Source organism: Fibrobacter sp. UWB1 (assembly GCF_002210325.1).
Taxonomy (GTDB): Bacteria; Fibrobacterota; Fibrobacteria; order Fibrobacterales; family Fibrobacteraceae; genus Fibrobacter.
In genome coordinates this window covers 12,886-26,988 of sequence record NZ_MWQL01000013.1, presented here as the reverse complement: position 1 = coordinate 26,988, position 14,103 = coordinate 12,886, and the positions used below count along the sequence as shown (strand labels likewise).

At 52.4% G+C, this 14,103-nt stretch carries 9 protein-coding genes; 3 read left to right on the top strand and 6 right to left on the bottom strand.

Translation table 11 applies throughout. The annotated features are described in order from the left end of the window. Nucleotides 1-16: 16 nt before the first annotated feature. Nucleotides 17-2,743 carry a helicase C-terminal domain-containing protein gene (locus B7988_RS10540; protein ID WP_088657874.1) on the top strand — a complete coding sequence of 909 codons (2,727 nt, stop codon included), beginning with the start codon at nt 17-19 and terminating at the stop codon, nt 2,741-2,743. Between the two features lie 12 nt (nt 2,744-2,755). On the opposite strand, the gene B7988_RS10535 is transcribed toward B7988_RS10540, so the two are convergent. Continuing rightward, complete coding sequence (locus B7988_RS10535; protein ID WP_073319126.1) at nt 2,756-3,907, bottom strand: GGDEF domain-containing protein; 1,152 nt, start codon at nt 3,905-3,907, stop codon at nt 2,756-2,758. A 100-nt stretch (nt 3,908-4,007) separates the two neighbouring features. After that, on the bottom strand, nt 4,008-5,168 hold the full coding sequence (locus tag B7988_RS10530) for a GGDEF domain-containing protein (protein ID WP_073319128.1): 1,161 nt from the start codon (nt 5,166-5,168) through the stop codon (nt 4,008-4,010). Nucleotides 5,169-5,239: 71 nt separating this feature from the next. Here B7988_RS10530 and glmM point away from each other — a divergent pair, with 71 nt between their 5' ends. After that, complete coding sequence (glmM, locus tag B7988_RS10525) at nt 5,240-6,580, top strand: phosphoglucosamine mutase (protein WP_088657873.1); 1,341 nt, start codon at nt 5,240-5,242, stop codon at nt 6,578-6,580. A gap of 254 nt (nt 6,581-6,834) precedes the next feature. Here the strand turns inward: glmM and B7988_RS10520 are convergent, their stop codons facing one another. From B7988_RS10520 to B7988_RS10510, 3 genes are all read right to left on the bottom strand, one after another. Next, a complete protein-coding gene (locus tag B7988_RS10520; protein WP_088657872.1) occupies nt 6,835-8,355 on the bottom strand; it encodes an esterase in 1,521 nt (506 codons plus the stop codon). 203 nt (nt 8,356-8,558) lie between these two features. After that, complete coding sequence (locus B7988_RS10515; protein ID WP_088657871.1) at nt 8,559-10,100, bottom strand: carboxypeptidase regulatory-like domain-containing protein; 1,542 nt, start codon at nt 10,098-10,100, stop codon at nt 8,559-8,561. 247 nt (nt 10,101-10,347) lie between these two features. After that, complete coding sequence (locus B7988_RS10510) at nt 10,348-10,719, bottom strand: Hsp20/alpha crystallin family protein (RefSeq protein ID WP_073319137.1); 372 nt, start codon at nt 10,717-10,719, stop codon at nt 10,348-10,350. Nucleotides 10,720-10,993: 274 nt separating this feature from the next. Here B7988_RS10510 and B7988_RS10505 point away from each other — a divergent pair, with 274 nt between their 5' ends. Further along, nucleotides 10,994-12,715: an MATE family efflux transporter gene (locus B7988_RS10505; RefSeq protein ID WP_088657870.1), complete on the top strand. Its 1,722-nt coding sequence runs from the start codon at nt 10,994-10,996 to the stop codon at nt 12,713-12,715. Between the two features lie 18 nt (nt 12,716-12,733). Here B7988_RS10505 and B7988_RS10500 read toward each other — a convergent pair whose 3' ends face one another. After that, nucleotides 12,734-14,035 carry a TolC family protein gene (locus B7988_RS10500; RefSeq protein ID WP_088657869.1) on the bottom strand — a complete coding sequence of 434 codons (1,302 nt, stop codon included), beginning with the start codon at nt 14,033-14,035 and terminating at the stop codon, nt 12,734-12,736. Nucleotides 14,036-14,103 lie beyond the last annotated feature (68 nt).

The following is a 14,103-nucleotide window of genomic DNA, read 5'->3' as shown; positions in this document are numbered from 1 at the left end:
TTTTAAGAGGATTCAAATGGAAATGAAATCATTCGTTGCAATTGACCTGGAAACGACGGGCCTCGATTTTGAAAAAGACGAAATCATCGAGGTGGCGCTGGTGCGCTTTGAAAACGGAGTAGAAGGCGAATCGGTCGATTATTTGGTCAAGCCGACGAGTGTGACGCTCCGCCCTTTTATCGAAAGCCTGACGGGCATTAGCAACTCCGATCTTGAAAATGCGGAACCCTTTGCGGCTGTCGCCCAGAAGATTTATTCGTTCATCGGGGACTTGCCGATTGTCGCACACAATGCGATGTTCGATTCCAAGTTCCTGAAACAGACTTTTGCCAAGGTGGGCATTTCGTTCGACAATCACCCGGTTTGGGATTCGCTCACGGTTTCGCGCATTGCCTACCAGAATGTGCCGAATCACCGCCTGGATACCTTGGTGCAGGAACTGGGTATCGAGCGGAGCCGCGCGCACCGCGCCTTGCCGGATGCCATTGCGTGTGGCGAGCTCTTTGTGATGGCGCTTGAAAAGATTGCAAGTGCGGACCCGTGGCTTGTGAATGCCCTTTCGAAGGTGGCCAGGGGTTCGGACTGGTCGCTGGTCTGGAACGAATCGGACGGGGCTTGCGAACTTCCGCAGTACAGGCTACCGGATGTCCCGCTTGAAGATGCGCCGGCCAAGGAACGTGCCCCGCGCGTTAGTGAATTCTTTAAAGAAGACGGTCTTCTTTCGACGAAGGTGGAAAATTTCCAGGTCCGCCGCAATCAGCAGGATTACGCCTCGGTGGTGGAACGCAACATGCACAAGGGCGGCCTCTGCGTACTTGAAGCTCCGACCGGTTCGGGCAAGTCGCTTGCCTATCTGGTATCTGCCGCCTGCAAGGCAGTGTCGGGCGAGCGCGTGGTGATAAGCACCGCGACCCGGGCGCTGCAGGAACAGCTTTGGAATAAAGATGTTCCGCTGGTCGCAAGCCTGTTTGACGGCAAGCTGAAAACGGCTGTACTCAAGGGTCGCGAAAACTACCTGTGTCTTCGCAAGTTTGAAGAAATTCTGAATGCACCGCAAAGTCTTTTGCTAAGCGATGAACGCGATTCCTTTATGGCGATTGTGCCGTGGGTGTTTACCACCGAAACGGGCGACGTAAACGAATGCAATTCCTTTAGCCAGGGCCGCAATCGCGTGCTGTGGTCCAAACTTGCAAGCTCTGCAAAGTCTTGCCTCGGCGAAACGTGTCCGCATTACAATAAGTGCCCGGCCCTCGCCGCCAAGCGCCGCGCCATGAATTCCAACCTGGTGCTGGTGAACCATTCGCTGTTCCTTGCCGACATGGGCCTCGATTTCGCCCTGCTCCCGCTTTATGAACACATCGTGTTTGACGAAGCGCATAGACTCCCGCAAGTGAGCCGCCAGGCATTCGGCCGGACCATTTCATTCTTTGCGCTCAGAAACATCATCAAGACACTTGTTCCGTCGAAGGGGCGTGAAAACGAAAATCGGGATGGTCTGTTGGCCGAAATCGAAAACCGTATTCCTGTCGAAGAAACAGAAATCCGTGCGCTCTGTGTCAACCTTGCGGAATCGCTTTCTGAAACCGAAAAGGCCCTGCACCGTTTCTTCATGAAGATTGGCAAGAAACTCGCAAAGCAGAAAAATTCCCGCAACGGCTTCACCTACACTTCGGGCATTCTGGCCGAATACGAAGCCGACCCGAGCGCCTTCATTGAACAGGGCCTCAATGCAATCAAGCTTGCCGATACCTTGGCCGCCTCGGTGCGTGCACAGCAGGCTATTTCGGGCTTGTTAAGCGACGTGAGCGGCCGCATGACCGAACTTTCTCGCTTCTTGCAGGACTTTGAATTCATTACCAAGGCGGGCCGCGAAGATTGGGCCTTCTACATGGAAGAACCTTTCAACCCGCACACCATCAAGCTGCATGCAAGCCCGCTCGATGCGAGCGCCACCTGGAAAGAAAAATTCTATCCGTGGATCAAGTCCGCTACGTTTACCTCGGCAACGCTTTCTGTTCAGGGAGACTTGACTTATTTTGTGCAGAGAATGGGTATGGACGCTCTGGGCGGAAAGAAGTCCCCGTTCTTGCGCGTGTATAACGAATCTGCAAAGAACGCCGAAAACCGCTCGGTGATTGTCGCAAAATTCTTGCCCAAGCCCTCGGTTCCGGAATACAACGACGCCGTGAACGATACGCTTGCGCATATTCTGCCCGAAGTCGAAGAAAATACGATGGTCCTCTTTACCAGCGTATCTGCCATGATGAAGGCGCAAGCGGCCTTGGCTCCGCTCTTTGCCGAAAAGGGCAAGCTGCTCTTGTGCCAGCATGTAGACGGCGCCCTGGATGGCCTTGTGGCGATGTTCCGCAAGTCTCGCGGCGCATGCCTGCTCGGCTGCCAGAGCCTGTGGGAAGGCGTAGATTTCCCGGGCGATGCCCTTAAGCTGCTTGTCATTCCGAAACTCCCGTTCCCGAATCCGATGGATCCGCTGGTCGCCGGCATCACCAACAAGATGAAGTCCGAAGGCAAGAATGCTTTCAAGGAATTCTTTGTCCCCGAAGCGTTCATGGAACTCCGCCAGGGCCTTGGCCGCCTAATCCGCTCCGAAGAAGATTCCGGCAAAGTGCTTATTCTCGATAACCGCGTGGTGGTCGAACACTATGGCAAGACTTTCATGCGCATCTGGAACAACAAGCAAAAAGTCGTCGGCTCCGTCGACGACATCAAAGCGGCACTGAAGTAGTTCAACCGAAAATTATCCTTCGTTATCGCGGCGACTGTATTGCAGTTGCGTGTAATAACTGGTCTTTTCTTCTTGCATGGATCTGGAGATTTCGTCGATGAAATCGTCCATGCTCTTGGAAGGATCGTAGCATTGGCTGCAAATGCAAGTGGTGAGCTTGTAGGACTTGCTGAAGGTGTTGAGTTCGTTGAGGCTTGAGCGGATGCGCGTAATACACATGCTCACGGCCATTTCGTTCGTGGTATTGATGAATGCGATAAATTCATCGCTGGAATAGCGGATGATGAGCCCGAGCTCGCCGACAGCACGGTTCAGAATCTTGGTCATCTGCACAAGCACCTTGTTGCCTGTGACCCTGCCGTAGTCGTTGTTGATTTTCTTGAAACCGTTGATGTCTACGAGAATGCCTGTGACATGCAGTTCTTTCTTTTTCTTGTATGCGCGGCCGAGAATGGCGAGGTAGGCGTAATTGTAAACGTTGGTGAGCTTGTCCCTATAGACGCGTTCGCCGTGAATGGACGAGAACACTCCCGCAATCGCAATGGCCGTGCACGAAGAAATCGCGGAGATTCCGTAAAAGAGGGATTGGGCGACAGTGCCTGCAATTATCGGGGCGAAGAAAATCCAGATGGGGAAGGACTTGAGAGGACCGCCCTTGTGCTTGCAAATGAAGTAGATGATAAGGCTGTCCAGCATGAGCCCGTAATCTATAATGGTGTAGATCCAGAAGTATCTGCGGGTATAGACATTGTTTGCAGAGATGTCAAAAATAATCGGGACGAAATTGTTGATGATGACAAGGACTACCCCGAGCACGATGATGAAACCGAGAATGTTTCGGTGGGCGTTCGAAAAGCGGTAGTTCAGGTGTTCTGAAAGAAACAGAAGCCAGAAGAAACTGCTGAACATATTGGTGAGGTAGAGGAGGTCGTTGCCGCCGTATACGAGTATGCGGGCGATTGTTCCGGGACGACCGTCGGCAGTGTAGGCGATAGGGTCAAGGACACAGGTGCAGAACGTGAAGAAGAGTAATAGCTGAAGGTAGGCGTTCTCGGATCCTTTTTCACGAAAGCGCCAGGCGTTGCCTGCCATCAGAACGGCAAGTAACACAATCCCGAAAATATTAGTTGCGTAAACCGCTGTAAGTTGAAAAGTCGGTTCCATACGATTCCCCACCCTTAATATAATATCTTTTTCGCAAAAAAGGTAATAAATATGTAAGAACCCGCGTTCTTGTGATGCGGTGTAATACAAAGAGAGCTTTTTAGTGCTTTCTGCGGTCTAGAACCCTATGAGATGCGTAAAAAGCCTTCTTGTTCTCGTACATACGGAAATCGATAGTGTTGATAAAGCTATCGACGCTTTCTTTCTTGAGGTTAAGCTTGTGTGAACCGATAGATGCGCTTAGCTTGTATGGCTTTTCATTAGCTTGGTTATATTGGTCAAACAGGTTCTGTATTCTGTCGATGTGGGTCTGGATTTCGTCATCGTCTTGCGTGTTGATGAGGAGAATGAATTCGTCGCCCGCATAGCGTGTGACGAGCCCGTGGCTGCCTATGGCCCTTTGCAGAATTTTTGTAGTGGCGATCAGGGCTTCGTCGCCGACGGAGTGTCCCAGGTCGTCGTTGATCTTCTTGAAATCGTTCAAGTCAAGCATAAGGCCCGTGATGCTTTGCTTGTTAGGATGCTTTGCGAATTTGTTGAGCTTGTAGTCCAGATAGGCTCGGTTGAAAACGCCTGTAAGAACATCTCGGTATATCATTTCGTTTTGCAGGCTAGCGAGAATTCCTGCAATAGAAATGGCGATGCTTGTCGGGATGACGGAGATTCCATAAAAAAGAGTCTGGACGACTCCGCCTATAAAAATGGGAACGATATAAACCCAGATAGGGAAGAATTTTAGAATGCCGCCGTTTCTCTTGCTTTTGTAGTAAGTAACGAGACTGTTGATGACAAGAAGGTAGTCGGCAATCAAGAAGAACGAATAAAACTTTTCGCGGGAATAAAGGTTGTCGTCGTCGATCGAGAATACGATGGGATAAAAGAAGTTGATGACGAGGAGAAGCAGACCGAAGGATACAATCGCGTTCAACATACGCCGGGATTTTTTGGACAAGCTCCCGTTCAGGTAGTAGGCGAGGAATCGGTTCCAACAGAAAACGGCGAGCATGTTGGCTGCAAAGAGCCAAGTGCTAGATGCATAGACGGCGATTTTCGGGAGAACCCCTGGCAGGCCTTTCATGGTGTAAGAGATGGGGTCGGCAATGCAACTGACCAAGGTAAGGAACATCATCGCCAATAGGTTCATGTTTGCGTGAGTCCTACTTTGCAGGCGCCAAAGGTTGCAGACAATCATGACGGCAAGCAAAATAATGCCGATGATATTTGCGACGTAGATGCTCTCTAGATTGAATAAAGGATTCATAGCATTCCCCCCGACACCGCTTTAATTATAGATAATATTTTTGTATCTTTTGGCAAAAATTGGAGTAAATCATGTCTAAACTGATGCGTTCTATTTCGGGTATCCGCGGAATCGTGGGCGATACCCTTACCCCCCAGGTTTTGAAGAGCCATGTAAGTGCCTTTTTGCAGATTACCAAGGCCAAGCGTGTGGTGATTGGCCGTGACAGCCGTCCTACCGGCGATGCGATTAGCCAGTACGTTGCAGGCATTTGCCGCCTGTCGGGCGTGGATGTGGTGGAAGTCGGCCTTTCGACGACGCCTTCGGTTGAAATCCTCACGACCGAACTCAAGGCAGATGCCGGTATCATCATTACCGCAAGCCACAATCCGCTCGAATGGAACGCCCTCAAGTTCCTGAATAACAAGGGTTTGTTCCTGGGGCCCGATGACGTGAAGAAGTTGTTCGAATTGGCCGATGCCGATAACTTCCAGTATCCGGATTACCGCGGCATGGGCAAGTATGAATTCATGAAGGATGCCGATGGCGTTCACGTCGATGGCACCTTGAAGATCCCGTTCGTGGATGTCGAAGCCATTAAGGCCAGGCATTTCAAGGTGGCTGTGGATGCCGTGAATGGTGCAGGGTCGTACATTGTGCCGCGCTTGCTGGAACAGCTCGGTTGCGAAGTGGTGCGCGTGCACTGCGAACCCGATGGCACCTTCCCGCGTGGCGCCGAACCGATTCCCGAAAACCTGGGCGACTTGCGCAAGGCAGTGAAGGATAACGGCTGCGCTGTAGGCTTTGCCGTGGACCCGGATGCGGACCGCTGCGCCCTTGTCGATGGCCTTGGCCAGAGCATTGGCGAAGAATACACGCTCGCTATTGCAACCGATGAAGTGCTTAGCCAGAAGAAGGGCGGTGTTTGCGTTAATTTGTCTACAAGTCGTATGAACCAGGATGTCGCCGAAAAGTACGGCTGCGAATTCAGCCGTGCCAAGGTCGGCGAAATCAACGTGAGCCTGCAGATGATCGAAAAGGGCTGTGTCATCGGTGGCGAAGGTAACGGAGGCGTGATTCTGCCGGCGCTCCACTATGGTCGCGACAGTCTCGTGGCGGCAGCACTCGTGCTTAGCTGGATGGCTCACCATGACGGCGGCCCGGAAAAGTTCGTTGCCGAAAATCCGTCTTATGCCATGCCCAAGAAAAAGTTTGAACTTGGCGACAAGAAGGTCGCAGACATCTTGCCCAAGGTGAAGGCCGAATTTGCCGGCTGGACCATGGATGAACGCGACGGCCTGTGGCTCGGTTCCGAAAAGTCCTGGGTGCATGTGCGCGCAAGCAATACGGAACCCGTAATCCGCGTGATTGCAGAAGCACCGACTGCGGCTGAGGCCGAAGCCCTCTGCTCTAAAGTCGAAAAACTTATATAGTCTTCGCTATGCGGCGTTACTCGCCCCCTCACGTACGACTTAGTACGCTACGGGGGCTCGCGCCTGGCCTAGCTTGACTCTCTAAGTTTTTCTTTGATTCATGTATGTGATAATTTAGAGCCCGCTTTATGCGGGCTTTTTTGCGTTAGGGCTGAGCGGTCTTCTGTGAGCAAAAAGCCCCAGGCGTTAAGCTGGGGCTGTTGCGAGAGCGAGGCGATATCACATTCTGGTTTATGCGATAGAGCTGAGCGGTCTTAGAACTGTTCAAAGAATTTGTGTACCTCTTCCGGCACCCACGTGCTTTCCCAGTTCCAGCCCACGCCCATGTTTCCGGTGTCATGCGCAGTCCACTGGTGGTCACCCGGCCAGCTGCACCACTTGACGGGGAAGCGTTCGTCGACCGTCGTAAAGTCGTAGCAGACGTGTCCCGTATTGCCGCTGACTTCCTTGGGTTTTTCGCTACTTGCGTCGGTGAAGTCGCCATTTGCGTCGGCCTTGCCGTTACGCTTCAAAATACGCGGGAGGGCGCTGTTTTTGGCACGGTTGTAATCGCAGCGGCCGTCGTTTACACCATGGACGTTCATCCAGGCGATAGGCAGGTTCTTCATGTTGTTGCCTTCGGGGAGCCAGATGTTGTAATCGGCTACGGCGTAGGTGGCCGCGGCACGCACGCGGGTCTGCATGTCCTGCATCAGCGAGTAGCTGAACATGGCGCCGTAGCTGAAGCCCGTGATGAATACGCGGCTCGTATCGATACAGTAGTTCTCGTTCAGGGTGGTGAGCGTCTGGGCGAAGAAGTCATGGTCGGCCTGGCCCTTGCTCCACAGGCCTCCAATCGCATCGAGAGAGACAAAGATGTAGTCGCCGTTCTTGTCAAGCACCTGCTGGCCGTAGTACGGAGTAGGGTGATCGTAGTCGGCCTTGTGGTGTACAAAGTCCTCGCCATTGCTGCCGTAGCAGTGCAGCGCGAAAAGCACCTTGTGCGGCTTCTTGTTGTCGTAGTTTTTGGGCAGGGTGATAAAGTATTTGCGGGAGTCGCTGCCGACCTTAATTTCGAACTGGTCGCCATTTTCGACGCTCTTGACTTTTTGCAATTTGGAATTGGCGCCGCAGCCCTTACTCGGGGTCGGCGAGTTGCCGAGAGCGTAACCGAACTTGAAAGTTTCTTCGGTAGACACTTCGTTCATCTTGATTGCGACAGTCGTATCGAGATTCGGAAGGTAGACCTTTACGGTTTCGTAGCCTTCGAACGCGACACTCAAGGTGTCTTTATCGACGCCGTCGACCTTCATGAGGGCATTCCGATTCTGCCTGAAAGATCCCGAATAGTTGCCTGTGGCGTTAAAGCGGATGGATTCTTGCGCCGAGCCGAGCTTGACGCGGGCGAGGTAGGTGCCCTGCGACTCGATGACGGAATTCAAGTCCATGGAGCCGGAACCCTGCAAGGTCTGTGCGAATACCTGGTTTCCGACCATGTCGAAAATCTTGACCTGCACCGGGGAGTACCCGTTTTGGGAGAAATTCAAGACACCGTTGCTAAGGCTGAAACTTCCGGCGCTACGGACCGCGTTCAAATGGGCCGATTCTTCCTTGAAGGTGAATTTGCCTTGTTCGTCGGTGGTGGTGGCCTTGTTCTTCTTGACGAGCTTTACGTCGGCCCCTTGAATGGCCTTGCCGTCTTTAGTGGTAACAGTGCCGTTTAATGTATAGGCAGAGGCGTAACCGCAGAAAGCCAAAAGGCATGCGGCCGTAAATAGATTAGGTGTATTCATCATGACTCCTTTTTTTTCACCAGACCTTCTTATAAATTAACCTGAAATGTGATGAATGTCGCATGGATAAACTCCCTGCCCGTGGATGATTTATCTACAAAATGTTTTTTACCGAAGGGTGCCCGTGGGCTGCTATAACAAGTTGTACCAAAAGGGTTCGCCGTTGATGGCGAACCCTTGAGGTTGGAGTGTGTGTGTAGGAAATTCTAGAACTGTTCAAAGAACTTGTGGACTTCTTCAGGAACCCAGGTGTTCTGCCAGCCCTGTCCGGTACTCGTGTTGGAACCGTCATGCGCTGTCCATTGGTGTTCTCCGTTCCAGCTGCACCACTTGACCGGGAAGCGTTCGTCAACAGTTTTGAAGTCATAGCAGAGGTGGCCTGCTGTGCCGTTGAATTCTTGCGGCTTTTCGCTGCTGGCATCGGTGAAGTTGCCATTGGCGTCGGCCTTGCCGTTACGCTTGAGGATTCTCGGGAGGGCGCTGGTCTTTGCGCGGTCGTAGTTGCACACACCGTCTCTCTTGCCGTGCACGCCCATCCAGGCGATCGGCAAGTTCTTGGCGTCATAGCGGCCCGATCCTGCAGACGGGAGCCAAATGTTGTAGTCGGCGGTTGCATAGACTGCTACAGCGCGGAGTCTTTCTTGCAAGTCCTGAGCGAGAGAGTTCGTGAACATGGCGCCGAAGCTAAATCCTGTGGCGAACACGCGGGTGGTGTCAACGCAGTAGTTGTCGAACATCGCGGTAATCATTTCGTCAACGAACTGGTGGTCTTCCTTGCCGTTCCAGGTTCCGTTGTCGTTACCCTGAGGTGCTACGAATATGTAATCGCCGTTCTTGTCGAGCACTTGCTGGCCATAGTACGGAGTCGGGTGGTCGTAGTCCGGGCTGTGGTGCACGAAGTCTTCGGCCTTGGAGCCCATGCAGTGGTTTGCGATGAGGAGCTTGTGCGGCTTGTTGTTGTCGTAGTTATTCGGCAGGGTGATGAAGAATGTGCGGTTCTTGCCGCCGACATTCAGGTTGTACTTCTTGCCGTTTTCGACGGTTCCGGTCGAATTGAGGGATGAATTCTTGCCGCATCCTTTACTCTTGCGCGGTTCGTTCTTCAATGCGTAACCGAAGGCGAAGGTTTCTTCACCCGAACTGGAGCCAGCTTCTGTGAGTTTGATGCTCACGGTTGTGTCGAGGTTCGGAAGGTACGTCTTGTAGGTATCGAAGCCTTCGAAAGCGACACTCAAGGTGTCCTTGTCGTTAGACAGTCTTGCGAGAGCCTTGTGGCCCTGCACGGCGGAACCCGAGAAGTTGCCGGAGGCGTTAAAGCGGATTGTTTCTTGTGCGGAACCGAGCTTGACGCGGGCGAGGTAGGTGCCCTGGGCTTCGATAACGGAATTCAGGTCCACGGCGCCGGAACCCTGGAAGGTTTGGGCAAATACCTGGTTACCGACCATGTCGAAAATCTTGACTTGAACCGGATTGCTGCCGTTCTGGGTGAAATTCAAGACACCGTTGGTGACGCTGAAGCCGCCGGCGCTACGAGCCTGCGTAAGGCCGATCGTTTCTTCCTTGAAGGTGAATTTTCCCTGGGCGTCCGTGGTGGTGGACTTGTTTTTCTTGATGAGCTTGACGTCTGCACCCTGGATAGCCTTGCCATCCTTATCGGTAACGGTTCCGCTCAATGTATATGCTGATGCTGTGCCGCACAATGCAGCGACAAGTGCTGCTGACAACAGCGTAGAGAACTGCTTTCCCATACTTACTCCTTTTTTGGCCCAAATACACTCTTTAAGCCTCATTGCCCTTAAAATATATTCCGCGGGATATATTGTTCCGAAAAAAGCAAAGGGCTCATTGACAAACTGTCCATAACAAAAAGTTTACACAAAAAAGACCCCTTTCGGGGCCTTTTTTTGGGAAGGAGTATGATGAAAAAGAGAAATTTTTACACGAATTGCGCCCATTTTGAGGGCGTTTTTCGCGTTTTTGGCCCCGTTTTAGGCCTTAGTCGACCGTCAATTTACGGGCAGCCGCCTGCTGCTTTTTGGCAAGCTGGAATGACAACACGCCGTTTTCAAGGGAGACCTTGATGTTTTCGGTGTCGATGTCGTCGGTCAGGCGGAAGCTGCGCTCGTAAGTGCACTTGCTTTCCTTGCGGGCACGGGTTGCCTTGACGGTGATAATGTTCTTTTCGACCTGGATGTCCAAGTCTTCCTTTTTAACGCCCGGGAGTTCCACTTCAAGCATGAAGCCGTTGTCGACTTCATAGTAGTCGGCCTTGGGCGTGTAGCAGCATTCGTTCTGGGCGTTGCAGGCGTTCAAGTTGTCAAGGAAGTTCTGGATACCATAGAAAGTGCTCGGAATAAACTGTGTCATAATTTTAACCTCTTTGGATGTGGGGCCAATCTTTGGCGGTTTGCCTCGGTTTGGCGCCCTGTTTTTGTTTACACCCACCTAATAGCAAAGACCGTGCCAATTCTGCAGGAGTTTTGGCCGTGAAAGAAGAAACGGGCTTTTCTGGGGCGAAAAGGAGGTGTCGTCCCCGCTCCGGCATGACTTTGGGTACAAAAAGAAACGCCCTCTGTTTCAGGGGCGCAACATCGGGTGTTTATTTTTGGAAATTTCCCGTTTTTTGTTAAATTAGGGATGAATGCTTATCAAGAAGACATTCTCCGGGCAGCGGTTCCGCGCAATGCTCATGACGGCCTCGATTTCGGTGTGTGCCGAAATCGCGAACGTTTTTATTGATAAAATTGTAGCCGCCCAGCTTCTTGGCGAAAAGGCGCTGGCCTCCATTTCGTTTTTCTCGCCCCTGTTCTCGTTCATCTTTTTCCTGAACGCGCTTGTCGCCGTGGGTAGCCTCGCCTGCTATTCTATAGAGCTTGGCCGCATGGATCGTGACTGCGCAAACAGGTTCTTTGGACAGAGCATTCTGCTGTCGTTTGTGGTTGGGATCTTGATGGTGCTCCTCTTTACCTTCGGAAAGGGATTCATGTTCCGCTTTATGCACGTGGATCCGGAACTGTTGCAGTATGTCGACGAATTCTATGTCTGGTTCCTGGGAATCGCGTTTTTCATGCCGCTCTGCAATGTCTTGCAAGAGATGATTTTTGCCGATGGCGACACCAGGATATGCAACGCGTCGTATGCCATGCTTCTTGTCGGAAACATTGTGCTTTCCTGCTTGCTCTGCACGCGCATGGGCATGTCGGGAATTGCGCTTGGCACCCTGCTTTCGATTGTGTTGAGTATCGCGGTACTCTGCCTGCACTTCTTCAGGAAGAACAACAGCCTTCGCTTTGTATGGCATTTCAAGATTGCCGACGTGGGGCGTACGTTCCGTTTTAGCATGGCGGAGGCCTGCGAATACCTTTATTTCTCTTTGCTGACGGCCTTGTTGAACTTCTACTTTGTCGAACACTTCGCCGTTGAAAAGTTGACGGTGCTTTCCATTGTGTACGAAATCGTGGAGATGAGCGTCATATTCAACGGGATCTGGCTTGCGGCTGAACCGCTCATCAATATTTACCGCGGCGAAAGGAACGACAAGGGTATCTTGCAGACCATGCGGTTTGTCAACTGGGCGCTTGTCAAGGAGGGCGTGTTCTTTACCGCGTTCCTGGTGATTTTTGCGCCCGTCATGACGCATCTGTTCGGCATTCATTCCGAATCGCTTGCCGACGAAACCGCGTTTGCCATTCGTGCTTGCGCGGTGGGGCTTTTCCCGCTCGCCCTGGTCAAGACTTACGCCAGTTACCATGTGCACGAACTGCCGCTGCTTTCGTTCGTCTTTATTTCTTTGGTGATGTTCATTTGCCCCTTCGCGGGTGTTCTCGGCATACATGCCTTCGTGGGCGAACAGGCCATGTGGAGCGCCTTCGGTGTCGCGCCCTATGTGGCGCTTGGCGCGAGTGTCGCCGTCCATTTGCTGCTTCATGGCAAGAGGCATTTCCCGCTTGAACTCGAGGAATTCTCGATCGAAAATTACTGGTTCATGCATGACATGGAACTTACGCCCAAGAACCTGATTCTTTACCGAAACAGTATCAGCAAGCTCTTGACTCACCGCGGCGTGAGCGGGGACGTTCGAATCAAGGCCATGCTGATTCTAGAAGAATTGGGAATGGTGGTTTACGAACGGAACAAGGGCAAGAAGGTCTTTGTCGAAATCGACGTGAACCTGAAACCCGATAGCCTGACGATGGTCATTAAAGACGACGGAGTCCTGATGGACTTGACCGACTTTGAACAGCGCGTGACCGATTTGCGCATGTACCTTGTCAATATGTTTATGACGGTGCAGGAAGACAAATGCTACCTGCTGACTTCCAACTACAACCGTCACGTTTTCCGTTTTGACCGGAACGCATGACTAGTCCGGAACGCGAGACTAGTCCAGCTTGCCCTGATAAAGTTCCAGAAGCTTGCGTGAAAGCAGGCTCGTGTACTTGGCGTTGGTGAGCGTGATCTGGGCTTTTTCCAGATTGTTCTTCTGGGTCAAGAAATCCGTGTAGGTGAGCGCGCCTGCATTGCGCTGTTCTTCGGCAACGACGAGGGCTTCGGATTCGGCTTGCACTTGGAGGATGGCTGCCTTCCATTGCATGTCGGCGCTCATGGCGTTCAGGTAGAGCTTTTCGAGGTTGTTCTCGAGGGTTTTCAAGTCTTCCTTGAGGCTGACCTGCGATTCGGTTTCGCTGACTTGGGCCTGCAGGACCTTGCTTGCGGTGGCGCCGCCATCGATAATCGGGATGTTGATGCCGAGCGTAATGGAATTTTGCCAGCCGTACTTGAGCTGGTCCTTGTAAGCCTTGGACTGCCAGGCCTGCAAACCCGTGCTGGAATTGGCGCCCAGGGTCACGGTAATGGAACTGCCCTTGCCGGCGACTTGCGTGTTCTTTTGGGCGGCGCGAATGGATACGCTGTCGGACTTGAGTCCGGGGTGTGCGTTCTGGGCGTCAGCCTTCAGCTGTTCGTATGTCGGGAGCGCTTCGAGAGAGTCGGGACTTTCGATATTGGTTTCGGGAGCGGAAATCTGGAATTCGACATTGTCGTCCAGTTCCAGAAGCTGGCGGAGCGTTGTCTTGGCAGTGCTGACGGAGAGCTGGGCCGTGAGCTGCGAGGTCTGCTTTTGCAGCACGTTGGACTGCGACTGGGTCAGGTCCTTCTTGGTGATGGATCCCGCTTCGTAAAGCTTGGTGTAGTGCTCGAATTCGGCTTGCGCCAGTTCGACCGAGGCGTCTGCGGTGCGTAGGTTCTCGCTTGCGGCCAAAAGGCTCATGTAGGCGTTCAGCACGCTTTCCTGTACGCTGCGTTCGGTCTGCTGGGTGGCAAGGGCCGTCGCTTCCTTGGTGAGCGTCTTGGATTCTACGTTCAGGCTCGTGGCGCCGCCGTCCCACAGGGTGTAGGAACCGGAAATGCCGAGGTTCAAACGGTAATGGTCTTCGTTATAGACGTAAGGGTGGTCGTAAAGCGTATTCTGGATGTTGGCGCTTACGGTGGGGTAGTTGCCCGTCTTGGCCTGTTTAACGGAAATGTCGGCGGACTGCTCGCGGAGCTTTGCGGATTCAAGCTTTAGGCTAGACTTTTTGGCCTGCTTGAGGCAGTCTTCTAAGGTCCAGGTGCCTTCGGCAAAAACCGTCGTAAAGGCGGCCATGGCGAAGAATGCATTGATGAGGACTTTGGTGTTAATCATGCCTTTTAGATGCCTACAGGCTTAAAAAAGTTGCGTTGTGGAGACAAGATAACAAAATTACTCGCCCG

Bases quoted from the DNA above. Each gene is read 5' to 3' on its own strand.
- B7988_RS10540 (WP_088657874.1), top strand. From the start codon at position 17: ATGGAAATGAAATCATTCGTTGCAATTGACCTGGAAACGACGGGCCTC.
- B7988_RS10535 (WP_073319126.1), bottom strand. From the start codon at position 3,907: ATGGAACCGACTTTTCAACTTACAGCGGTTTACGCAACTAATATTTTC.
- B7988_RS10530 (WP_073319128.1), bottom strand. From the start codon at position 5,168: ATGAATCCTTTATTCAATCTAGAGAGCATCTACGTCGCAAATATCATC.
- glmM (WP_088657873.1), top strand. From the start codon at position 5,240: ATGTCTAAACTGATGCGTTCTATTTCGGGTATCCGCGGAATCGTGGGC.
- B7988_RS10520 (WP_088657872.1), bottom strand. From the start codon at position 8,355: ATGATGAATACACCTAATCTATTTACGGCCGCATGCCTTTTGGCTTTC.
- B7988_RS10515 (WP_088657871.1), bottom strand. From the start codon at position 10,100: ATGGGAAAGCAGTTCTCTACGCTGTTGTCAGCAGCACTTGTCGCTGCA.
- B7988_RS10510 (WP_073319137.1), bottom strand. From the start codon at position 10,719: ATGACACAGTTTATTCCGAGCACTTTCTATGGTATCCAGAACTTCCTT.
- B7988_RS10505 (WP_088657870.1), top strand. From the start codon at position 10,994: ATGCTTATCAAGAAGACATTCTCCGGGCAGCGGTTCCGCGCAATGCTC.
- B7988_RS10500 (WP_088657869.1), bottom strand. From the start codon at position 14,035: ATGATTAACACCAAAGTCCTCATCAATGCATTCTTCGCCATGGCCGCC.